This is a genomic window from Massilia sp. Leaf139, assembly GCF_001424165.1.
Taxonomy (GTDB): domain Bacteria; phylum Pseudomonadota; class Gammaproteobacteria; order Burkholderiales; family Burkholderiaceae_D; genus Telluria.
In genome coordinates, this window is sequence record NZ_LMOJ01000023.1 from 15047 (window position 1) to 35622 (window position 20576).

At 65.9% G+C, this 20576-nt stretch carries 21 protein-coding genes; 12 read left to right on the forward strand and 9 right to left on the reverse strand.

The features are described 5' to 3' along the window. Positions 1-61 precede the first annotated feature (61 nt). The 7 genes from ASF77_RS14160 to ASF77_RS14190 all read right to left on the reverse strand — a co-directional run bounded on the left by ASF77_RS14160 (position 62) and on the right by ASF77_RS14190 (position 5985). A complete protein-coding gene (locus ASF77_RS14160; RefSeq protein ID WP_056340525.1) occupies positions 62-517 on the reverse strand; it encodes a hypothetical protein in 456 nt (151 codons plus the stop codon). Between the two features lie 25 nt (positions 518-542). Then, a complete protein-coding gene (locus ASF77_RS14165; protein WP_056340528.1) occupies positions 543-1001 on the reverse strand; it encodes a DUF2721 domain-containing protein in 459 nt (152 codons plus the stop codon). Positions 1002-1075: 74 nt separating this feature from the next. After that, positions 1076-2032 carry a prolyl aminopeptidase gene (pip, locus tag ASF77_RS14170; protein WP_056340532.1) on the reverse strand — a complete coding sequence of 319 codons (957 nt, stop codon included), beginning with the start codon at positions 2030-2032 and terminating at the stop codon, positions 1076-1078. Between the two features lie 50 nt (positions 2033-2082). Then, positions 2083-3399, reverse strand: a complete 1317-nt coding sequence (locus tag ASF77_RS14175) for an amino acid deaminase (protein WP_056340534.1) — start codon at positions 3397-3399, stop codon at positions 2083-2085. Positions 3400-3432: 33 nt separating this feature from the next. Beyond that, positions 3433-3837 carry a DUF2750 domain-containing protein gene (locus ASF77_RS14180; RefSeq protein ID WP_056340537.1) on the reverse strand — a complete coding sequence of 135 codons (405 nt, stop codon included), beginning with the start codon at positions 3835-3837 and terminating at the stop codon, positions 3433-3435. Positions 3838-4012: 175 nt separating this feature from the next. Beyond that, positions 4013-4753, reverse strand: coding sequence for an acetoacetyl-CoA reductase (gene phbB / locus ASF77_RS14185; RefSeq protein WP_056340541.1), 741 nt, complete (start codon positions 4751-4753; stop codon positions 4013-4015). A 53-nt stretch (positions 4754-4806) separates the two neighbouring features. Further along, positions 4807-5985: an acetyl-CoA C-acetyltransferase gene (locus ASF77_RS14190; RefSeq protein WP_056340544.1), complete on the reverse strand. Its 1179-nt coding sequence runs from the start codon at positions 5983-5985 to the stop codon at positions 4807-4809. 359 nt (positions 5986-6344) lie between these two features. Between ASF77_RS14190 and minC the strand changes: the two genes are divergently transcribed. From minC to ASF77_RS14250, 12 genes are all read left to right on the forward strand, one after another. Further along, a complete protein-coding gene (gene minC / locus ASF77_RS14195) occupies positions 6345-7127 on the forward strand; it encodes a septum site-determining protein MinC (RefSeq protein WP_056340547.1) in 783 nt (260 codons plus the stop codon). 59 nt (positions 7128-7186) lie between these two features. Continuing rightward, positions 7187-8002, forward strand: coding sequence for a septum site-determining protein MinD (minD, locus tag ASF77_RS14200; RefSeq protein WP_056340551.1), 816 nt, complete (start codon positions 7187-7189; stop codon positions 8000-8002). A 1-nt stretch (position 8003) separates the two neighbouring features. Then, a complete protein-coding gene (minE, locus tag ASF77_RS14205; protein WP_056340553.1) occupies positions 8004-8255 on the forward strand; it encodes a cell division topological specificity factor MinE in 252 nt (83 codons plus the stop codon). Positions 8256-8655: 400 nt separating this feature from the next. Continuing rightward, positions 8656-9348 carry a response regulator transcription factor gene (locus ASF77_RS14210; protein ID WP_056340556.1) on the forward strand — a complete coding sequence of 231 codons (693 nt, stop codon included), beginning with the start codon at positions 8656-8658 and terminating at the stop codon, positions 9346-9348. A gap of 214 nt (positions 9349-9562) precedes the next feature. Next, positions 9563-10846 (forward strand): glutamyl-tRNA reductase, encoded by a 1284-nt coding sequence (hemA, locus tag ASF77_RS14215; protein ID WP_056340560.1) that lies wholly within the window; start codon positions 9563-9565, stop codon positions 10844-10846. A gap of 89 nt (positions 10847-10935) precedes the next feature. Then, entirely contained in the window at positions 10936-12012 is a 1077-nt protein-coding gene (prfA, locus tag ASF77_RS14220; protein ID WP_056340562.1) for a peptide chain release factor 1, read from the forward strand. Positions 12013-12151: 139 nt separating this feature from the next. After that, the gene (locus ASF77_RS14225; RefSeq protein WP_056340565.1) at positions 12152-12628 is read left to right on the forward strand and encodes a disulfide bond formation protein B; all 477 of its coding nucleotides are present in this window, start codon (positions 12152-12154) and stop codon (positions 12626-12628) included. Beyond that, positions 12625-13446 carry a peptide chain release factor N(5)-glutamine methyltransferase gene (gene prmC, locus ASF77_RS14230; RefSeq protein WP_056340570.1) on the forward strand — a complete coding sequence of 274 codons (822 nt, stop codon included), beginning with the start codon at positions 12625-12627 and terminating at the stop codon, positions 13444-13446. Before ASF77_RS14225 ends, prmC begins: the two co-directional genes overlap by 4 nt. Positions 13447-13518: 72 nt before the next feature. Further along, complete coding sequence (locus ASF77_RS14235) at positions 13519-15525, forward strand: DUF885 family protein (protein ID WP_082493785.1); 2007 nt, start codon at positions 13519-13521, stop codon at positions 15523-15525. A gap of 161 nt (positions 15526-15686) precedes the next feature. After that, positions 15687-17285, forward strand: a complete 1599-nt coding sequence (gene gshA, locus ASF77_RS14240; RefSeq protein ID WP_056340573.1) for a glutamate--cysteine ligase — start codon at positions 15687-15689, stop codon at positions 17283-17285. 13 nt (positions 17286-17298) lie between these two features. Continuing rightward, positions 17299-18354: a histone deacetylase family protein gene (locus tag ASF77_RS14245; protein ID WP_056340576.1), complete on the forward strand. Its 1056-nt coding sequence runs from the start codon at positions 17299-17301 to the stop codon at positions 18352-18354. A 16-nt stretch (positions 18355-18370) separates the two neighbouring features. Continuing rightward, the gene (locus tag ASF77_RS14250; RefSeq protein WP_056340579.1) at positions 18371-18823 is read left to right on the forward strand and encodes a GNAT family N-acetyltransferase; all 453 of its coding nucleotides are present in this window, start codon (positions 18371-18373) and stop codon (positions 18821-18823) included. A gap of 32 nt (positions 18824-18855) precedes the next feature. Here ASF77_RS14250 and ASF77_RS14255 read toward each other — a convergent pair whose 3' ends face one another. Both ASF77_RS14255 and ASF77_RS14260 read right to left on the reverse strand, forming a co-directional pair. Then, positions 18856-19968 (reverse strand): HAF repeat-containing protein, encoded by a 1113-nt coding sequence (locus tag ASF77_RS14255; RefSeq protein ID WP_056340582.1) that lies wholly within the window; start codon positions 19966-19968, stop codon positions 18856-18858. Between the two features lie 100 nt (positions 19969-20068). Then, positions 20069-20518 carry an FKBP-type peptidyl-prolyl cis-trans isomerase gene (locus ASF77_RS14260; protein ID WP_056340585.1) on the reverse strand — a complete coding sequence of 150 codons (450 nt, stop codon included), beginning with the start codon at positions 20516-20518 and terminating at the stop codon, positions 20069-20071. Positions 20519-20576 lie beyond the last annotated feature (58 nt).

Below are 20576 nucleotides of genomic sequence, written 5' to 3' on the forward strand. Positions count from 1 at the left end.
GTAGGGTGGCCGGCTCCACCCGGACGGCGGATCGGCTGCCGGCGGCGACGCCGCCCGCGTTTTAAACGAGATGGCTTTCCGGCGCGCGCAATTCCGCGAACTGTTCGATGCTGCCGATCCGCACGGTGACCGGATTCAGGCTGGCATTCGGCGACAGCGAGCGCCAGGCGAACTTCCATTCCTGTTCCTGCGCGTGGGCGCCGCTCTTGGTAAACGCTGCGCCCAGCGGCGAGCGGCCGCCGTATTCGACGGCGCCGTCGATGCCGGCCCAGTTCGGCAAGGCACGCTGCACGGCGCGGTGCAGGCGTTCGCCGAATTCCTCGCTGTTGTGGATGACGAGGCAGCAGTCGGCCGGCCCCAGCACCTCGAACAGGGATTTACTCCAGGCGCGCGAGAACGAGACCGTCAGGAAGCCGTTGGCCGGCAGCAGCCGGAACTGGCCGGCCTTCAAGGCCTGCTCCAGCTCGTCGCGCATGCCGTAGCGGTGCAGGGTGGGTGGGCGCTGGTAGTCGTGCATGTGGTACTCGATTCGAAGTAGAAAATTATTGGGTGCGGCGCTCGCCGGTCGCCAGGCTGGCGTCGTGGCGCATGCGCATGAAGCGCGACGAAATGAAAATCTCGCGCAGGAAAAATACGAAGCTGAAGATCAGGCCGCACATCGCCAGCACGAAGGAGGCGGCGATGTACTGGTCGAGCTTGATGTTGGCGCTGTCGCCCAGGAACAGCATCGCGATCACCAGGCAGACCAGGAAACCGCAGGCCGTGCTCGAGGTGATCGCATAGTTGATCAGGTGCGAGCGCACGTACAGGGTTTCGAGTTCTTCGGTGTAGTCGTCGTTGGCGCCGATCTGCAGGCGGTCTTCCAGCACCCGGGTGCGGTCGATGATGCGCGCCAGCCGGTTGGTCAGCACGGTCAGCTTGGTCGCCACGCCCGTCAGCAGGAAAACGGGGGCGATCGCCAGCTGGATCATGTGGCCGATGTCGCTAATCTGGATATTCATGGAAACACGTTCATGGTGGGTGCGTCATTCGTCAGTGTAGCAGCCGCGCTCGCGGCCACTGCCTCGGGCCCGGCTCAATCGAAGCGGCCGTGGCGCTTGAACTGTTCGGTCGCGGCGACCAGCGCACGGGCAATGCCGATCTCGAGGGCGCCATGGCCCGCATCCGGAATCATGCGCATGTTCGCGCCCGGCCAGGCCGCGTGCAGGCGGTGCGCCGACAGCGGCGGGCAGATCACGTCGTAGCGGCCTTGCACGATGACGGCCGGCAGGTGGGATATGCGGCCGATGTCGCGCACCAGCTGGTCTTCTTCGAGGAAGGCGCCGTTCGCCATGTAATGCGCTTCCAGGCGGCCGACGCCGAGATCGAGCGTGTCGGAGGCCTGCTCTTCTTCCTGCGGCAGCAGGAACACGCGGCGCCCTTCGAAGCGGCTCCAGGCGCGCGCCGCCGGCCAGTACAGGGCCGGATCGTCGCACAACAGGCGGCGCGCATAGGCGCCGAGCAGATCGCCGCGTTCCTCGAGCGGGATCGGAGCGATGAATTCCTCGTAGAGCTCCGGATAAAACCACTGCACGCCGTGCAGGAACCAGTCGACTTCCGCCTTCGTGCAGAGGAAGATCCCGCGCAGCACGAAGCCGAGGCAGCGCTCGGGGTGAGTCTGGCCATAGGCCAGCGCCAGCGTCGAACCCCAGGAGCCGCCGAACACCAGCCAGCGTGAAATGCCGAACATCAGGCGCAGGCGCTCGATGTCCTCGATCAGCAGTTCGGTCGTGTTGTTCCTCCACTCGCCCAGCGGCGTGGACTTGCCGGCGCCGCGCTGGTCGAACAGGATCACGCGGTAGGCATGTGGATCGAAAAAGCGGCGGTGCTGGGGAGAGAGGCCGGCGCCCGGGCCGCCGTGCAGGAACAGTACCGGGATGCCGTTCGGATTGCCCACCTCCTCCCAGTAGATCGCGTGCAGCGCGTCGACGGCGAGCATGCCATGGCGGGTCGGTTGGATCGGCGGGAACAGCAACGGCGGGGTGAGGGGCATGGCGGCTCTCTTGAAGTTCGAGAGAGAATTGTAGCCTACCCAGTCACCCATCAGAAGAGCGTGTTATAGGCGCCGCGCACGTGATAGTCGTCGTCGACGGCGAGCAGCAGCGGCCATTTGTCGAAGGTGGTGCACGGGTGCGAGATGCCGCAGCCGACCAGGTCGCCGACCGCCAGTTCCGTGCACAGCGGATGGCCTTCGGGCAGGCGCAGATAGGCGTGCTGGTCGTTCAGCTTGTCGATGCGGCAGCCGGGCGGCAGCGGGTGCGGCGCGCCGGGGCCGGGGCGGTGGTACAGCAGCGGCAGCGGCAGGTCGGCGTCGTGGGAGGCGTCGCGCTTGCCCATGCTCAGGATCGCCAGATCCGGTTCCGGGCGCGACTGCACCATCGACCAGACCTCGAGGGCGGGCCGCAGTCCGTCGCGCTCCTCTTCGCGCGCGTTCAATTCGCCGATCATGCGCTCATAGGTGCCGTGGTCGCTCGTCAGGTAGCAGCCGCTGCGCAGCAGCGCGCGCACGGGACGCGACAGCCCGGAGACGGCGCCGAAGCCGCGTGCGACCAGGTCGAAATAGGCGGAGCCGCCGGCCGACAGCAGGATCTCGGCGCCGACAAATAAACCCTCGTCGTCGGCGCTGCGCACCAGTTCGACCAGCCGGGCGAGGAAGGCGTCGACCTGCGCCAGGTCGTGCGCGCGATCCTCGCTCACCAGCAGCCCCTCGTACCCTTCGAACCCAGCCAGCAGCAGTCCTGGCGCGCCGGCGATCGCGCGCGCCACGGTGAGCGCCGCCTCCGGTGTGCGGCAGCCGGCGCGCTTACCCGCCAGCCCCAGCTCGACCAGCACCAGGAGCGGCCGCGCCAGCGGGTGTAAAGCGACCGCCTCGGCCAGGCGCGCCACGCCGGCCAGCGAATCGGCCAGTACGACGCATTCGAAACCGGCGTCGCCGCGCAGCAGCGCGAGGATGGATCGAATGTCGCTCGGCGCCACCAGCTGGTTCGCCAGCAGCACGCGCCGTACGCCGAAGCGGTAAGCCGCCTGCACCTGCGTGGCGTTGGCGAGGGTGATGCCCCAGGCGCCATTGGCGAGCTGGGCGCCGAAGAGCTGCGGACTCATGGTCGTCTTGCCGTGCGGCGCCAGCGCCACCCGGTGGCGTTCGCAAAAGCGCCGCATCCAGTCCAGGTTATGGCGCAGGGCCGGTGTTTTCAGCACGGCGACGGGGAAACTGGTATCGGCATGCAGCACGTTCCACCCCTGCACGCCGATCGCGCCCTGGCGCAGTGGCTCGAGGATCGGCAAGCCCTTGGTGCCGGGGTAAAGGAGCTGTTCGTCGAGGGCGCCCAGCGCCAGGCCGTCGTACGGGAGGGGGTGCATGGCTAGCCTATTCAGCAGGATGATTCAGCGGGATTACTCTGCGGGATTGCGCTTCTCCGCCGGGCGCTGGCGCAGGCGCGCCTGCAGGTCGGCGCGCAGCTGCGCATGCGCGGGCGTCAGCCCGTATTCGTCGGGCGTGTAGGTGATGCCGGGCAGGATGCCGTCGGATTCGATCTGCGGCAGCAGTTCGTCCAGCAATTCCTGCAGGCTGAACTGCTGCGGCAGGTAGCCCGTCCATTCGAGGACGGCGCATTGTTCGGCCAGTTCGCGTGTCGGCCAGAGCGGGAACACGAGCGCGCCATCGTCGGTCTTGCCGATGGCCCAGCCGTCCTGCACCAGCCCCCAGACGACGCCGCTGTCGGCGACGCGGCGAATGAAATGTTCGTAGCGCAGCTGCTTGGGAAGGGTTACGACGGAAGAGGTTTCGCTGGCGTCCATGGGATTCGCTTATCGGGTAGTTAGTAGGCAGGATACAAAAAATGGCGCAATCGGGCCGCGCCTTTGGGTGCGCCGGCGCGGCAGCGTCCGCACGCGGCCAGGCATAAAAAAACACCGCCGGGCTGGCGCCGCGGCGGTGTTTCGGAGCGTGCTGCGCTCTGGCGCGGGACGCCGCTCAGGACATGTGCTGGCCGCCGTTGATGGCGATGTTGGCGCCGGTGACGAAGGCCGCTTCGTCCGACGACAGGTAAGCGACCAGGCCGGCGACTTCTTCGGGTTTACCGAGGCGGCCCATCGGGATTTGCGGGATGATCTTGCTCTCCAGCACCTCCGACGGGATGTCCATCACCATCTTGGTGCCGATATAGCCCGGCGAGATGGTGTTCACGGTCACGCCCTTGCGCGCCACTTCCAGCGCCAGCGCCTTGGTGAAGCCGTGCATGCCGGCTTTGGCGGCCGAGTAGTTGGTCTGGCCGAAGGCGCCCTTCTGGCCGTTGACGGACGAAATGTTGATGATGCGGCCCCAGCCGCGTTCGACCATGCCGTCGCAGACCGGCTTGGTCATGTTGAACACGGAATCGAGGTTGGTCTTGATGACCGCGTCCCAGTTGACCTTGTCCATCTTTTTAAACGTCATGTCGCGCGTGATGCCGGCGTTGTTCACCAGCACGTCGATCGGGCCGACTTCCTGCTCGACCTGTTTTACGCAGGCCTGGGCCGAATCGTAGTCGGCCACGTCGCACGGATAGGCCTTGAAACTGAAACCCTGGTCGCGCATCGAGGCCAGCCAGCCTTCGGCCTTGGTGTTGCCCGGCGAGTGGGTCGTGACGACCGTATAGCCGAGCGCCGCCAGCTTGATGCATACCGCCTCGCCCAGGCCGCCCATACCACCTGTTACCAATGCCACTCGTGCCATTTGTCTTCTCCTGTGTTTTTATCCGTCTGAACTTGAGGAACTGCTGCTTGTGCTTAGTCGCGTTCGACCGCCAGCGCCACGCCCATGCCGCCGCCGATGCACAGGCTGGCCAGGCCGCGCTTGGCGTCGCGCCGGATCATTTCGTGCAGCAGGGTCACCAGCACGCGCGCGCCGGAGGCGCCGATCGGGTGGCCGAGGGCGATGGCGCCGCCGTTGACGTTGATCTTCGACGTATCCCAGCCCATTTCCTTGTTGACGGCCACCGCCTGTGCGGCAAAGGCTTCGTTGATTTCCATGAGGTCGACCTGGTCGTGCGTCCAGCCCGCCTTTTGCAGGCACAGGCGAGAAGCCGAGACCGGGCCCATGCCCATGATGGTCGGATCCAGGCCCGAGGACGAATACGCCTTGATGCGCGCCAGCGGGCTCAAGCCCAGCTCGCGCGCCTTGGAGGCGCTCATCATGATGACGGCGGCGGCGCCGTCGTTCAGGCCGGAGGCGTTGCCGGCGGTGACCGTCCCCTCCTTGTTAAAGGCCGGGCGCAGGCTGGCCAGCGCTTCGATGGTGCTGCCCGCTTTCGGATACTCGTCGGTGTCGAACACGACGCTGCCCTTTTTGGAAGGGATCTCGATCGGCAGGATCTCGTCCTTGAATTTACCGGCCGCTTGCGCCGCCTCGGCCTTCAGCTGCGAATTGAGTGCGAACTCGTCCTGCTCGGCGCGCGAGATCTCGTACTTGCGTGCGACGTTCTCGGCCGTGACGCCCATGTGGTACTGGTTGTAGACGTCCCACAGGCCGTCGACGATCATGGTGTCGACCAGCTTGGCGTCGCCCATGCGGAAGCCGTCGCGCGAGCCGTTCAGCACGTGCGGCGAAGCGCTCATGTTTTCCTGGCCGCCGGCGATGACGATATTCGCGTCGCCGCAGCGGATCGCCTGGGTCGCCAAGTGCGTGGCCTTCAGGCCGCTGCCGCAGACTTTGTTGATGGTGTAGGCCGGCACCATGTCGGGCAAGCCGCCCTTCAATGCGGCCTGGCGCGCCGGGTTCTGGCCGGCGCCGGCGGTGAGCACCTGGCCCATGATGACTTCGCTGACGGTGGCCGGGTCGATACCGGTTTTCGCCAGCAGCTGGCGGATCACCTGGGCGCCGAGTTCGGCGGCGGGAATCTTGGCGAGCGACCCGCCGAATTTGCCGACCGCGGTGCGGCCGGCGGCTACGATGACGACGTCTTCCATTGTTATCTCTCCAGTTCTGGCTTGGCCAGGATTGCGGGGGCAGCGATACGCTCGGTGCGCTCTGTGGCGATGGCGTGTGCGCCCGGGTAGGCGCAGGATCGCCGATTCGGCCCGGCGGAAACCCCGAATGGTAGGTTTCGCGCCTGCGTTTACGTTTGAGCAAAGTCAATCTTATCAGCTTATCCACGGAAAACAACCAGTAAAGCCGCTAGGTAGATAAGGGGTTTCCACAGGCTGATTTCCGGCAAAATACGGAACGCTCTTGCACCCTCCGTTGCCCTCTGGAATGATAGGGAAATGCTGCCCTTTTCAGCACATTTCACAGTAGAATGCACGGGCTAATCCAACCTGAACCGTTTATGTCGAAAAGCCCGTCCAGCCTGCCCATCGAAATCAAGATTTCCACGGTCGTCGCCATCTCGGCGATCCTGCACTCGGTTGACCCGATTGCCATCGATGCGGCCCTGAAGCAGATGACTGGCGGCGTCTCGGACTTTTTCGAAGATGAATTCGCGGTGATCGATGTCGGCGCCATTGCCGCCGACACCGCCTATATCGACTGGCGCGCGCTGGTCGACCTGCTGAAAAAATACCGCCTGAACGCGGTCGCCGTGCGCGGTGCCACGCCGGAAATGGCCGAGGCCATCAAGGCGCACGGCCTGGCGCTGGACGACGGCGCCGCCGGCGCCGAGCGCGCGCGCGAGGATGTGGCTGCTGCGACCGCCGCCAGCGCGGCCGTCACGATCGCTCCTACGCCGGCACCGGCGCCAGTTCCGGCACCGGCGCCGCAGACTGTGGCGCTGCCGGCGATGATCGTCGACACCCCGGTGCGTGCCGGCCAGCGCGTGTATGCGCGCGGCTGCGACCTGATCGTCACGGCCTCCGTCAACAACGGCGCCGAGATCATCGCCGACGGCAGCATCCACGTGTACGCGCCGATGCACGGACGCGCATTGGCCGGCGCCTCGGGCAATGCCGAGTCGCGCATCTTCGGCCTGTCGCTGCAGCCGGAACTGGTGTCGATCGCCGGCGTGTACCGCACTTTCGACGACGGCTTCCCGGCCGAGCTGGCACGCCAGCCGGCACAAATTCGCCTGGTCGGCGACCGGATCGATATATCATCTATGACTGCGCATCGCTGACTCCGGCATCGTCGCACGCATAAGCGGGCTACCACCCAGATACTGTAAAGGACACTTTTGTGGCAAGAATTATTGTTGTGACGTCCGGCAAGGGCGGCGTGGGCAAAACCACCTCCAGCGCAAGCTTCTCCACCGGCCTGGCATTGCGCGGTCACAAGACCGCCGTGCTGGACTTCGACGTCGGCCTGCGTAACCTCGACCTGATCATGGGCTGCGAACGCCGCGTGGTGTACGACCTGGTCAACGTGATCAATGGTGAGGCGACGCTGAACCAGGCCCTGATCAAGGACAAGCACTGCGACAACCTGTTCATCCTGCCGGCTTCGCAGACGCGCGACAAGGATGCCCTGTCGGAAGACGGCGTCGAGCGCGTGCTCAACGAACTGGTCAAGATGGACTTCGAGTTCATCATCTGCGATTCCCCGGCCGGCATCGAGCACGGCGCGCTGATGGCGCTGACCTTCGCCGACGAGGCGCTGATCGTGACCAATCCGGAAGTGTCGTCAGTGCGCGATTCGGACCGCATCCTGGGCATCATCCAGGCCAAGTCGCGCCGCGCCCAGACCGGCGGCGAGCCGGTCAAGGAACACCTCTTGATCACCCGTTATTCGCCGAAGCGCGTCGAAAATGACGAAATGCTTTCTTACCAGGACGTGCAGGAAATCCTGCGCATTCCGCTGATCGGCATCATCCCGGAATCGGAATCGGTGCTGCACGCATCGAACCAGGGCAATCCGGCCATCCACTTCAAGGGCACCGACGTGGCCGAGGCATACGAGGACGTGGTCGCCCGCTTCCTGGGCGAAGAACGCCCGCTGCGCTTCACCACCTACGAAAAGCCGGGCTTGTTGCAGCGCATCTTTGGGACAAAGTGATATGGCCCTGCTCTCATTCCTGTTCCCCGAAAAGAAGAAGAGCGCGAACGCGGCCAAGGAACGGCTGCAGATCATCATCGCCCGCGAGCGCACCAACCGCACCGGTCCGGATTTCCTGCCGGCGCTACACCGCGAACTGATCGAAGTGATTTCGAAGTACACCAAGGTCAACGCGGACGACATCAAGATTTCGCTCGACCGCCAGGGCAACCTGGAAGTGCTCGACGTCAACGTGGTGCTGCCCGACGCTTAAGCGTCGCACTCCCGTCCCAGCAGGCGCCCGGTTTACCGCCGGGCGCCTTTTTCATTTCCGCTTCCCGTACGGCAGCGTCGCAGTCTTCTCCCCCTACATCAGGTAGCTCTTCCTTTTCACCCGCAAGTTGGTAAAATTCATGAAACACTGTTGTTTTTTGACCATTGATGTTGCTTTTCTGCGGCAAGGAGGCTGGCTAGGAGTACCCTCGTAAAACTGTCGGAATTGAGCGCTTTCATAGGAAGGCATGCTCGAAATACGACACTTCCCTCGGTCACTTACCCTCTTTCGATAAAAAATGGAAGTTTACGATTAGCATTATTTTGTCAAAGTCTGCTATAGTCGGTTTAACGTTGTAGGACTCATCCTACAGTACGAATTTGACAAATAATGTGCCGCCATGAGAATAGCCGTTCTTGATAATGACCGTAGTCAGGCAGACCTGGTTTGCCAGGTGCTCAGTGCAGCTGGCCATAGCTGCCAATTTTTTGACAGCGGCAAGGACATGCTGGCGCAAATGCGCAAGGACAGCACCGACCTGCTGATCATGGACTGGCCGGCCGGCGACCTGGAAGCGGCCGACATCCTGCGCCGCGCCAAGGAAAAGATGGCGCCCGACGCGCCTGCGATGTTCCTGATCAACGGCAGTGCCGAAGACGACATCGTGGCCGGCATGGCGGCCGGCGCCGACGACTACCTGGTCAAACCGCTGCGCCGCGGCGAGCTGGTGGCCCGCGTCTCCGCTCTGCTGCGCCGCGCCTATCCGGCCCAGACCGGCACCGAACAGCTGCAGTTCGGCTCCTACGTGTTCGAGACGCGCCCGGGCCGCCTGCTGAAGGACGGCAGCGTCATCGACGTCACCCAGAAAGAGTTTTATCTGGCGCTGCTGTTCTTCCGTAACATCGGCCGCCCGCTGTCGCGCGCCTATATCCACGAAGCCGTCTGGGTACGCGAAACGGCCGTCCCTTCGCGCACCATGGACACCCATGTTTCGCGCGTGCGTAACAAGCTCAGCCTGCGCCCGGAAAACGGTTTTCGATTGGTGCCGGTGTACAGCTACGGCTATCGGCTGGAAAAGCTGGGCGCTGCGTAAATGGCGGCCTAAGCGGCGGCCCTAAGCGGCGGCCCGTTGGCGGCACCCCGATTCCCTTGCGCGCGTCGAGCGTGTTAAAAAATCGTCAGGGCAAGGCGCATGGTCGAAAACAGTACGAAAGTACGGCGAGACGATGCAACGCAGCCATGGCGATTTTTTTACACGCTCATAGGGGTATAATGGCTGTCACCGCTTCTCCTCCATTCACCCCAGCATGCAACTGCTCGCCGTTGGCCTGAACCACACGACCGCACCGGTCTCGCTGCGCGAGCAGCTGGCGCTCGGGCCCGAGCAGTTGGGCAGAGCCGTGCACTCGGCACGCGAATGGTTCGGCCGTTTCAAGGGCGGCGATGGGGCCGGCGGCGACGAAGCGGCCATTCTCTCCACCTGCAACCGCACCGAACTGTACGCCGCCAGCGGCGTCCCCAACCCGCTCGACGCCTCGGCCCAGTTCCTGGCCCACTACCACGCCCTGAATTTCGCCGAACTGCGCCCGCACCTGTACATGCTGCCGCAGGGCGACGCCGTGCGCCATGCCTTCCGCGTCGCCTCCGGGCTCGATTCGATGGTGCTGGGCGAACCGCAGATCCTCGGCCAGATGAAGGACGCGGTGCGCACGGCCGAGGAAGCCGGCGGCCTCGGCACCTACCTGCACCAGCTGTTCCAGCGCAGCTTCGCGGTGGCGAAAGAAGTGCGCACCACTACCGAGATCGGCGCCCACAGCGTCTCGATGGCGGCGGCCTGCGTGCGCCTGTCGCAGCGCATCTTCGACAGCATCGCCGACCAGCACGTGCTGTTCATCGGCGCCGGCGAGATGATCGAACTGTGCGCCGCCCACTTCGCCGCGCACAACCCGAAATCGATCACGATCGCGAACCGCACCATGGAACGCGGCGAATCGCTCGCCACGCGCCTGAATGCGCGCGCGATTCGCCTGGCCGACCTGCCGCAGCAGTTGCACGGGTTCGACATCGTCGTCTCCTGCACCGCCTCCACGCTGCCCCTGCTCGGCCTCGGCCTGGTCGAACGCGCGATCAAGGCGCGGCGCCACCGTCCGATCTTCATGGCCGACCTGGCCGTGCCGCGCGATATCGAGCCGGAAGTGGCGCGATTGGACGACGTGTTCCTGTACACGGTCGACGACCTGGCCCAGGTGGTACAAACAGGCATGGAAAGCCGCCAGGCGGCCGTGGCCCAAGCGGAGGCCATCATCGAGACCCGGGTCGCCTCCTTCATGCACTGGATCGGCGACCGCGCCGTGGTGCCGGTGATCCAGCAGCTGCATGAGTCGAGCGAGGCGCTGCGCCTGGCCGAACTGGAACGCGCCCGTAAACTGCTGGCGCGCGGCGAGGATGTCGATGCCGTGCTGGAGGCCTTGTCAAAAGGCCTGACCGCCAAATTCCTGCACGGCCCGCAGCAAGCGCTGCACCGCGCCGAAGGCGACGAGCGCGCGCGCCTGGCGAACCTGCTCCCGCAGCTGTTCCGCGGCCGCCGTTAGCGTTTTTTACTTTCTGCCTTGCGCCTCGCTGGCGCACCATGGCGTTCGCGCGCCGCCCTGTCATCTCTTCTGTTCTTCCAAAAAAAACTATGAAACCATCGATGCTGGCCAAGCTCGACCAACTTGCGAACCGCCTGGTCGAACTCGACGAATTGCTGACCCATGAAGGCGCCACCGCCAACATGGACACCTACCGCAAGATGACGAAGGAGCATGCCGAGATCGGCCCGCTGGTCGCGCTGTATCGCCAGTACCAGGAAGCGAATGGCGACATCGCCGCCGCCCAGGACATGCTGGCCGACCCGGAGATGAAGGAATTCGCCCAGGAGGAAATCGAAGCGGCCAAAGCGCGCCTGGCCGCCCTCGACCTCGACCTGCAGAAAATGCTGCTGCCGAAAGACGCCAACGACGAGCGCAACATTTTTCTCGAGATCCGCGCCGGTACCGGCGGCGACGAATCGGCCCTGTTCGCAGGAGATTTACTGCGCATGTACACCCGCTTCGCCGAACGCAACCGCTGGCAGATCGAGATGGTCTCCGAATCGGCCTCGGATCTGGGCGGCTACCGCGAAGTCATCGTGCGCGTGATCGGCAATGGGGTGTATTCGAAACTGAAGTTCGAGTCGGGCGGCCACCGCGTGCAGCGCGTGCCGGCCACCGAAACGCAAGGCCGCATCCACACCTCGGCCTGCACGGTCGCCGTGATGCCCGAGGCGGACGAGGTCGAGGATGTCTACATCAACCCGGCCGACCTGCGCATCGATACCTACCGCGCCTCCGGCGCCGGCGGCCAGCACATCAATAAAACGGATTCGGCGGTGCGCATCACCCACCTGCCGACCAACATCGTGGTCGAATGCCAGGACGACCGCAGCCAGCATAAAAACAAGGCGCAGGCGATGAAGGTATTGGCCGCGCGTATCAAGGACGTGCAGCTGCGCGAGCAGCAGTCGAAAGAGGCGGCCACCCGTAAAAGCCTGATCGGTTCCGGCGACCGCAGCGAACGCATCCGCACCTACAACTTCCCGCAGGGGCGCTTGACGGATCACCGCATCAACCTGACCTTATATAAACTCGATTTCATCATGGACGGCGACCTGGCCGAACTGACCAATGCCCTGGCCGCCGAGCACCAGGCCGAACTGCTGGCGGCGCTGGGGGATTAAGCAGGTGCCTGGTATGTGCTTGGTAGGTGCTCATTAAGTACGTACTAAGCCAATAAGATCTTGCAAATGTGAAAATGCGGCGGCGATACGCGCCTGTGCGAAAATCGCGCCACTCCTTGATCACGAAAGCCCATCCGCGATGCCACGTTCCCGCTCCGTCCTTCTCGCCATTGCCCTCGTCAGCTTCGCGCTGGTCGCCGTCGCCGTCTACCTGCAGCTGGCGCACGACATGCTGCCCTGCCCGTTGTGCGTGATCCAGCGCTATGCCTTCCTCGGCATCGGCTTCGCCGCCCTGATCGGCGCGCTGAGCGACAGGATCCGCGTCGGCGCCGGCGTCGCCCTGCTGGCCGCGCTCGGCGGCCTGGCGACGGTCGGCAAGCACCTGTATGTGCTGGCCAATCCAGGCTTTTCCTGCGGCATCGATCCGATGGAAACGATGCTGAACAAAATCCCGACGGCGACCCTGATGCCCTGGCTGTTCCAGGCCGACGGCCTGTGCGAGAACGCCACCGACGGCTTGTTCGGCCTGTCGATCCCGCAATGGTCGGCGGTCTGGTTCGTGCTGCTGACGCTGGCGCTGGTCTGGGTGCTGGCTTCAAGCCGCCGCGCACGATGAAGATTACCGCCGGCACCACCGTCCAAGCGCTGCAGGCCGGCCTGCCGCTCGATCCGCTGGAAAACCGCATCCTGCTCTGCCACGCTTTGCGCTTGACCCGCGTCGGGCTGATCACGAACGCCGAGCGCGCGCTCACGCGCGAGGAGGCGGCATTGCTCGACGCCCTCGTTGCGCGCCGCCAGGCGGGCGAGCCGATCGCGTATATCGTCGGCCAGCGCGAATTCTTCGGCCTGCCCTTCCAGGTCGGCCCGGCCGTGCTGATTCCCCGTCCCGACACCGAACTGATCGTCGAACTGGCGCTGGAGCGCCTGGCGCCGGCCGCGCGCATGCTCGACATGGGCACCGGCAGCGGCGCGATCGCGGTGGCGGTGGCCCACACGCGGCCAGATGCCGTCGTGACGGCGCTCGACCTCAGCGACGACGCTTTACACGTGGCGCGCGCGAATGCCAGCGCGAATAGGGCGAACGTCCGCTTCCTGCGCAGCGACTGGTTCGCGGCGCTCGGCACGGATCAATTCGACCTGATCGCCTCCAACCCGCCGTATATCGCGTCCGGCGACGAACACCTGGCGCAGGGTGACTTGCGCTTCGAGCCGAGCGGCGCACTGACCGATTTCGCCGACGGCTTGTCGGCGCTGCACACGATCATCGAAGGCGCGCCCGCGCACCTGGTGGCGGGCGGCTGGCTGCTGCTCGAGCATGGCTACGACCAGGCCGCCGCAGTGCGCGACGCCCTGCTCGATGCCGGTTATACGGAAGTGCAGAGCTGGCGCGACCTGGGCGGGATCGAGCGTGTCAGCGGCGGGCGGCGCGGCTAAGCCACCAGCGCCCGGTGCGCGGCCTTCTCGCAGGTGTTGTTACAATGCCTACACCCCCACCTCGCCTCCCCGATGCGCCGCCTAATTACGCTTCTCGTCCTGCTGACTACCCTGTTCCACGGCGCCGCACGCAGCGCGCCGGGAGCGGCGGCGGCGCTGTTCGAGCGCGACTGGCAGTGGCAGCTGGAACAGCATCCGGAATACGCGACCTCGCTCGGCGAGCACCGCTATAACGATCGTTTGTCCGACCAGTCGCCGGCGGCCGCGCGTGCCCGGCGTGACCAGATCCGCAGCGCGCTGGAAGAGGCACGCGCCATCGACCGTGCCGGCTTGAATCCGCAGGAACGCCTCTCGCTCGACCTGTTCATCTTCGGCAAAGAGCGCGAGCTGGCCACGCGCGCGTTTACGCTGGTCGATCCGCAGCTGCTGACGGCCTGGGACGGCCTGCACGTGCGCCTGCCGCGCCTGGTCGCGCAGACGCCCTTCGCCACCGAGGCCGACTACCGCAATTACATCGCGCGCCTGAACGCGCTGCCCGGCCACGTCGACGGCCTGATCGAGCAGCTGCGCGAAGGCATGCGCACCGGCTGGACGGCGCCGAAAAGCAGCGTGCAGGCGGTGCCCGAGCTGCTGCGCGCCCTGCGCAAAGGCCTGGACGAGGGGCCGCTGGCGGCGCCGCTGCAGCGCATTCCCGGCACCATCGACAGCGAAGTGCGCGAGCAATTGCTGGCCGCCGGCATGGCCGCCCTGAACGAGCGCGCCGCGCCCGCGCTGCGCCGTCTGGAAGACTTCATGCGCAGCGATTACGTGCCGGCCGCGCGCGACACGCTGGGCGCGGCCAGCCTGCCCGGCGGCCCCGGTTATTACGCTTTCCTCGCCCGCAAGGCCAGCGGCGGAGAATCGACCCCGCTCGAGCTGCATGCGCTCGGCCTGAAGGAAGTGGCGCGCATCCGCGCCGCAATGGAACGCACGGTCGGCCACACGGGCTTTCGCGGCAACCTGCCCCAGTTCCTCGCCTTTGCGCGCAGCGACAAGCGCCTGTTCGCACGCGATCCCGAGGCCTTGCTGGCGCGCTACCGGCGCGTGATCGAACGCGCAACGGCGCGCCTGCCGGCCCTGTTCGGCACCATTCCTGCCGATGCCGTCGGCGTCAAGCGCCTCGGCCAGGCCGGCGCCGGCGCCCAAGTCGCGGCCTATTATGAAACCGGCACCGCGGAGCGCAGCGCGGCGCTGGTGGTCAATACCGAGCGCCTGGGCAGCCAGCCGCTGTGGGAAGTCGAGACGCTGGCGCTGCACGAAGCCGTGCCCGGTCACCACCTGCAGGTGGCGCGCGCCCGCGCCCTGCGCGAGCTGCCGGCCTTCCGGCGCCACGCCTGGGACGACGCGTTTGGCGAAGGCTGGGCCACCTATGCCGAGAGCCTGGGCGCCGAACTCGGTTTTTTCCGCGATCCGTTTTCGCGCTTCGGCCACCAGAACGACGCCCTGTTCCGCGCCGCGCGCCTGGTAGTCGACACGGGCATCCACGCCCTCGGCTGGTCGCGCCAGCAGGCGCTCGACTACCTGAACGCGAACACGGCCAACGCGCTGCAGGACAACGAAGTCGAGGTCGACCGCTACATCGCCCAGCCGGCCCAGGCGCTCAGTTATACAACAGGGCGGTTGCGCATCGCCGCCCTGCGCGAGAAAGCGCAGGCCGCGCTCGGCCCGCGTTTCGACCTGCGCCGCTTTCATGACGCCCTGCTCGGCAACGGCGTGCTGCCGCTGCCCCTGCTCGAGCGCGAGATGAACAAGTGGCTGACCACGCAGCTGAACGCGCCGCTGAACGGGTCAGATACGCCCGCGGCTGCCACGCCCGCCCCGGCTGTCGGCAAGCCGCCCGCCGAAGGCGCCGTGTCTCCCGCGGCCGCGCCGGCCGAGAGCGCACCCGCGGCGCCGGCGCCCGCACCTGCCAAGCCACCTGCCAAGCCACCTGCCAAGCCACCGGCCACCGTGCCCGCGAGCACGCCAGCGAAGGCGCCCGACAAGCGTCCGGGCGAGGCGCCGCAAGCCGAAAGCACGCCGGCGCCGGTGTCCGAATGAGCGGCGCCGGCAGCGGCCGCAAACGCCCTTGGAAATCGACCGGCTACCGACGCGCTGCCCGATTTTCGGTTACTCTCTGCACCAATCGCTAAGAGCGCCTAAGGAACCGAGCAAGCGCGTTCGTCGGGCGCTCCAAAGGCAGTACAAGAAAGGAAATACCTGTGTCGAACCAACTGACCCGCCGCCTGGCCTTGCTGGACGACGATGCCCACCGCGGCCTGCTCGGACAGGGCTTGCGCGGCATCGAACGCGAAACCCTGCGCGTCGACCCGCACGGCCAGCTCGCGCGCACGCCCCATCCAGTGCAGCTCGGCTCGGCGCTGACCCATACGCAGATCACGACCGATTACGCCGAAGCCCTGCTCGAATTCATCACCCCGGCCGAGCACGACATCGGCCTGGCGCTGCACCGGCTCGACGCCATCCACCGCTTCGCCTATTCGAAGCTGGGCGAGGAAATGCTGTGGAGCTCGTCGATGCCGGGCGAACTGCCGCCCGACGAAGAGATCGAGATCGGCTGGTACGGCACCTCCAACATCGGCATGCTGAAGCACGTGTACCGGCGCGGCCTGGCGCTGCGCTACGGGAAAGCCATGCAGTGCATCGCCGGCATCCACTACAACTATTCGCTGCCCGAACAGCTGTGGAAGCTGATCCTGGCCAGCGACGGCATTCCCGAGGAACGGCGCAACGCCCTGCGCGACTTCCAGTCCGAAAGCTATATCGCCACCATCCGCAACTTCCGCCGCTACAGCTGGCTGCTGATGTACCTGTTCGGCGCTTCGCCGGCGCTGACCACCAGCTTCCTGCGCGGCCGTCCGCATTCGCTGGATACGCTGTCCGAGGACACGCTGTACCTGCCCTATGCGACCAGCCTGCGCATGAGCGACCTGGGTTACCAGAACGATGCCCAGTCGGGCCTGCGTCCGCACGAGAACAGCCTGGAAAGCTATGTCACGAGCCTGATGGATGCGGTCAACCGCCCCTACGCGCCCTATGCCGAAGTCGGCACCAAGAAGGACGGCGAATGGATCCAGCTGTCGACCAATGTGCTGCAGATCGAGAATGAATACTATTCGACGATCCGCCCGAAACGTGTGATCCGTACCGGCGAGCGCCCGGTGCAGGCGCTGTGCAACCGCGGCGTGCAGTACATCGAGGTGCGCTGCCTGGACGTCGACCCGTTCGAGCCGATCGGCATCGCCATCGAGACCGGGCGCTTCCTCGACACCTTTTTACTTTTCTGTACGCTGGAAGAGAGCCCGATGATCAGCGCCGCCGAAGGCCAGATCCACGCCCGCAACTTCGCGCTCACCGTCAAGGAAGGGCGCCGTCCCGGCCTGACCCTGCAGCGCGACGGCGACGAGGTGCCGCTGCAGCAGTGGGCCGACGAGCTGCTCGAACGCATCCGGCCGCTGGCGCGCCTGCTCGACGAAGAGCACAACGAGAGCGGCGTGCACGAAGCCTCGCTGGCGCAGCAAAAGGCGAAGGTGGCCGATCCGAACAAGACGCCGTCGGCGCGGGTGCTGGAAGAAGTGCGCAAACTCGGCTCGGCTGCCGCCTTCGGCCTGCAGCAAAGCGCCCTGCACGCGGCCTATTTCCGCGACAGCCCGCTGATGCCGGCCGAGGAAGCGGCATTCGACGAGATGGCGGCCGCCTCGCTGGCCGAACAGGCGCAGGTGGAAAGCCAGGACACGGGCAGCTTCGACGATTTCGTGGCGGCCTATAACAGCAGTACACTGTGCGGGAACCACCAATAACATTGGGATCCCCTTGCTCACTTTTTATAACGAACACCATGCCCAGCACCGTGCGCAATCGACGCCGGCCGCCGGGCAGCCCGGTGCGTTTGAAAAGCCCGAGCGCATCGAGCTGGTGTTAAAAGAGCTGCAGCGGCGCGGGCTGGGCGAGATCGTCACCCCGCACCGCGCGCCGCTGGTCTCGCTCGAACGCATCCACAGCCCGCCTTACCTGCACTTCCTGCGCAGCGCCTGGAGCGAGTGGAGCGCGCTCGATCCAGCCAATCACGAGCGCGACGTGCAGGCGGCATATTGGCCCGTGCGCGGCCTGCGCAGCGACATCGAGCCCGACAGTTTCAGCGGCTGCCTCGGCCTGTATGCGATGGACACCACGCCGCTGACCGCCGGCACCTGGAACGCGGCCAAGACCGGCGCCGACTGCGCCATCAACGCCGCCCACGCGCTGCGCCTGGGCCGGCGCGGCAGCTTCGCCCTGACCCGGCCCCCCGGCCACCATGCAGGCGCCGATTATTTCGGCGGCGGCTGCTTTCTGAACAACGCGGCACTGGCCGCCCAGCATTTGCTCGACGACGGCCTGGCGCGCGTGGCCATCCTCGATATCGACTACCACCACGGCAGCGGCATCCAAGGCATTTTCTATGGCCGCGGCGACGTGCTGACCGTTTCGATCCACGCCGATCCACGCCGCGATTTTCCCTTCTACCTCGGCCATGCCGACGAAACGGGGAGCGGCGCAGGCAGCGGCGCCAACATGAATCTGCCCTTGCCGCGCGGCGCCGGCGCCGCCCAATGGCTGGCGGCGCTGGAAACGGCCTGCCTGAAGCTGGGCATGTTCGCGCCCGAAGCGCTGGTGGTGGCGCTCGGCGTCGGCCCGCGCGGCGGCGACCCCGATGCGGGGGCGCAGGCCGGATTCCTTTTGCAGGGCGCCGACTACCTGCGCATTGGCGAACGCATTGCCTGGCTCGGCTTGCCGACCGCCTTCGTGTTCGAAGGGGGGCAGGCGCAGGCCGAACTCGGCATCCACACGGTCAACGTGCTCGAAGGCTTCGAGACGGCGGCCACCCTTTAATTTACGGACTTAATCAATGATCGAATGGCAATGGTGCGCTTTCGCCGACCTCTCGGGCGCGCAACTGTATGAAGTGCTGGCCCAGCGCCAGCAGGTGTTCATCCTCGAGCAGACCTGCCTGTATCCGGACATCGACGGCTACGACCTCGACGCCCACCATTTGCTCGGCTGGCGCGACATCGGCGGACGCCGGGTGCTGGTTGCCTACCTGCGCTGCCTGGCGCCGGGCGCGAAATACGACGAGATGTCGCTGGGCCGCATCCTGACCACCAATGACGTGCGCGGCAGCGGCGCCGGACGCGAGCTGGTCGCGCACGGCATCCAGTATGCCGAACGCCTGCACCCGGGCCACCGCATCCGCATCGGCGCCCAGCAGCGCCTGGAAAAGTTTTACCAGGGCTTCGGTTTCGACACCATCTCCGCGCCCTACGACGAAGACGGGATCATGCACATCGACATGCTGCGCTGATGGTGCGGCGGTTTTACATGACTGTTTAATAGTTAAGCAGTTCGTCGTCGGCGGCGCTCTCTGCGCCGTAAGCTCCCGGCCAGTCCCAGGCCCGCCAGGCCGGCCAGCCACAGCGCCGCCGGCTGCGGCGTGGGTACCGGTGGAATCGGATCGAGCCGCACCGCGCGGCAGTCGCCGAATTCGGTACAGGCCAGGGCCGCGATCTGGCCGGCGTCGTTGATGCCGACCGCGTCGAGCACCGTCCACAGGCCGGGACGCTCGGTGATGAGGTTCAGGTCGAACATCAGGCCGTCTCGATACACAAAACCACTGGAAAAATCGACGCCGGGCACGTCCTCGGCGGTGGTCGACAAGCCCACCACCTGCCCCGCCGCGTTCAGGCCGCGCGCCTCCGTAAAGGCGCCGCCGAGCGAGCCGATGTCCTGCATCAGGCCGTCGCTGTAGAGAAAGGCATGCTGGATGTCGTCGTCGATGAAGCTGGAGCCGGCGATTTGCCCGGCATCGTTGATGGCGGCGGCGGCGCTGGCCGGGCCGCCCAGGGTGCCGAGGTCGCGCATGACGCCGTCGCGGTAGAGAAAGGCGTGGACGGCGGCGAAGTCGGCGATGAAGGAGGAGCCGACCACGTCACCGGCCGCGTTGATGCCGGTGGCGCGCGCGGAATTGGCGCCCAGGTTGCCGATGTCGCGCGCCACACCGCCGCTGTAGAGGAAGGCGTGGTTTTCGCCCTCTGCGTCGACCCAGGTGCCGGCCACCTGACCCTTGGCATTCACGCCGGCGCCGCTGCTCGACACGCCGAGCTGGCCGATGTCGAGTGGAGAAGCACCCCGGTAGAGGAAGGCGGCGCTGCTGCCATCGGCCCGGTCGGCGCTGCCCGTAATCAGCCCGTTGCTGCTCAGGCCAAAGGCCGCGCTGCCGGGGCCGCCGAGGGTGCCGATGTCGAGGACGGTGTTGCCATCCCAGACGAAGGCGCGCCCGGCCAGCTGGCCGGCAATGCGGCCGCTGTTGTCGATCGCCGCGGGCGTCGAATTTTCCGGGCCGAACACGAGCGCATAGCTCGGCTGCGCCAGCGCAGGGATGGGCAGGCAAAAAAGTAAAAGCAGCAGCAGCCAGCGCCAGGCCGGCGTCGATCGATTACGCGACCACATGATGGGCTCCGAACTCCTTGGCATACCTCAAGGATGGCCGAAACCCATGCACATCATCTGCGCTAGCGCAGGGGTGCGCGCCGAACACTTTCAGTGGATTTTATTCCACCTTGGTCAGCTCGACTTCGAAATGCAGTCCGGCATTCGGCGGAATCGGGCCGCGGCCGCTGCTGCCATAGGCCAGGGTCGACGGAATCGACAAGCTGCGCTTGCCACCGACGCGCATCCCCGCCAGTCCCTGATCCCAGCCGGCGATGACGGCGCCGGCGCCGAGCGTGAAGCGGTGGGTGCCGGTCTCGAACTGGGCGCCCTTGCGGTCGGCCGCGCTGGCGCTGTAGTACCAGCCGGTGTAGTTCACGGTGAGCGTTTTGCCATTGGTGGCCAGTGCGCCGCTGCCGGTTGCGATATCGGTCACGACCAGGGTGGCGGGGTTGCTGACGGCGATCGGCGCAGCGGCGTTGGTATCGCCGCCGCTGCCACCGCAGGCGCTCAGGGTCAGGCTCAGGACGGCGGCGCAGCAGGCGCCCAGGCGGGAAAGAGAGAAGGGCATCGGAAAGGTATGTATAGCAGTGGAAACACTGCACCTTACCCGAGCCCCGTATGGCGGA

What these genes read in the sequence shown, in the direction of transcription:
- ASF77_RS14160 (WP_056340525.1), bottom strand. Translation starts at nt 517, where the DNA reads ATGCACGACTACCAGCGCCCACCCACCCTGCACCGCTACGGCATGCGC.
- ASF77_RS14165 (WP_056340528.1), bottom strand. Translation starts at nt 1,001, where the DNA reads ATGAATATCCAGATTAGCGACATCGGCCACATGATCCAGCTGGCGATC.
- pip (WP_056340532.1), bottom strand. Translation starts at nt 2,032, where the DNA reads ATGCCCCTCACCCCGCCGTTGCTGTTCCCGCCGATCCAACCGACCCGC.
- ASF77_RS14175 (WP_056340534.1), bottom strand. Translation starts at nt 3,399, where the DNA reads ATGCACCCCCTCCCGTACGACGGCCTGGCGCTGGGCGCCCTCGACGAA.
- ASF77_RS14180 (WP_056340537.1), bottom strand. Translation starts at nt 3,837, where the DNA reads ATGGACGCCAGCGAAACCTCTTCCGTCGTAACCCTTCCCAAGCAGCTG.
- phbB (WP_056340541.1), bottom strand. Translation starts at nt 4,753, where the DNA reads ATGGCACGAGTGGCATTGGTAACAGGTGGTATGGGCGGCCTGGGCGAG.
- ASF77_RS14190 (WP_056340544.1), bottom strand. Translation starts at nt 5,985, where the DNA reads ATGGAAGACGTCGTCATCGTAGCCGCCGGCCGCACCGCGGTCGGCAAA.
- minC (WP_056340547.1), top strand. Translation starts at nt 6,345, where the DNA reads ATGTCGAAAAGCCCGTCCAGCCTGCCCATCGAAATCAAGATTTCCACG.
- minE (WP_056340553.1), top strand. Translation starts at nt 8,004, where the DNA reads ATGGCCCTGCTCTCATTCCTGTTCCCCGAAAAGAAGAAGAGCGCGAAC.
- ASF77_RS14210 (WP_056340556.1), top strand. Translation starts at nt 8,656, where the DNA reads ATGAGAATAGCCGTTCTTGATAATGACCGTAGTCAGGCAGACCTGGTT.
- hemA (WP_056340560.1), top strand. Translation starts at nt 9,563, where the DNA reads ATGCAACTGCTCGCCGTTGGCCTGAACCACACGACCGCACCGGTCTCG.
- prfA (WP_056340562.1), top strand. Translation starts at nt 10,936, where the DNA reads ATGAAACCATCGATGCTGGCCAAGCTCGACCAACTTGCGAACCGCCTG.
- ASF77_RS14225 (WP_056340565.1), top strand. Translation starts at nt 12,152, where the DNA reads ATGCCACGTTCCCGCTCCGTCCTTCTCGCCATTGCCCTCGTCAGCTTC.
- prmC (WP_056340570.1), top strand. Translation starts at nt 12,625, where the DNA reads ATGAAGATTACCGCCGGCACCACCGTCCAAGCGCTGCAGGCCGGCCTG.
- ASF77_RS14235 (WP_082493785.1), top strand. Translation starts at nt 13,519, where the DNA reads ATGCGCCGCCTAATTACGCTTCTCGTCCTGCTGACTACCCTGTTCCAC.
- ASF77_RS14250 (WP_056340579.1), top strand. Translation starts at nt 18,371, where the DNA reads ATGATCGAATGGCAATGGTGCGCTTTCGCCGACCTCTCGGGCGCGCAA.
- ASF77_RS14255 (WP_056340582.1), bottom strand. Translation starts at nt 19,968, where the DNA reads ATGTGGTCGCGTAATCGATCGACGCCGGCCTGGCGCTGGCTGCTGCTG.
- ASF77_RS14260 (WP_056340585.1), bottom strand. Translation starts at nt 20,518, where the DNA reads ATGCCCTTCTCTCTTTCCCGCCTGGGCGCCTGCTGCGCCGCCGTCCTG.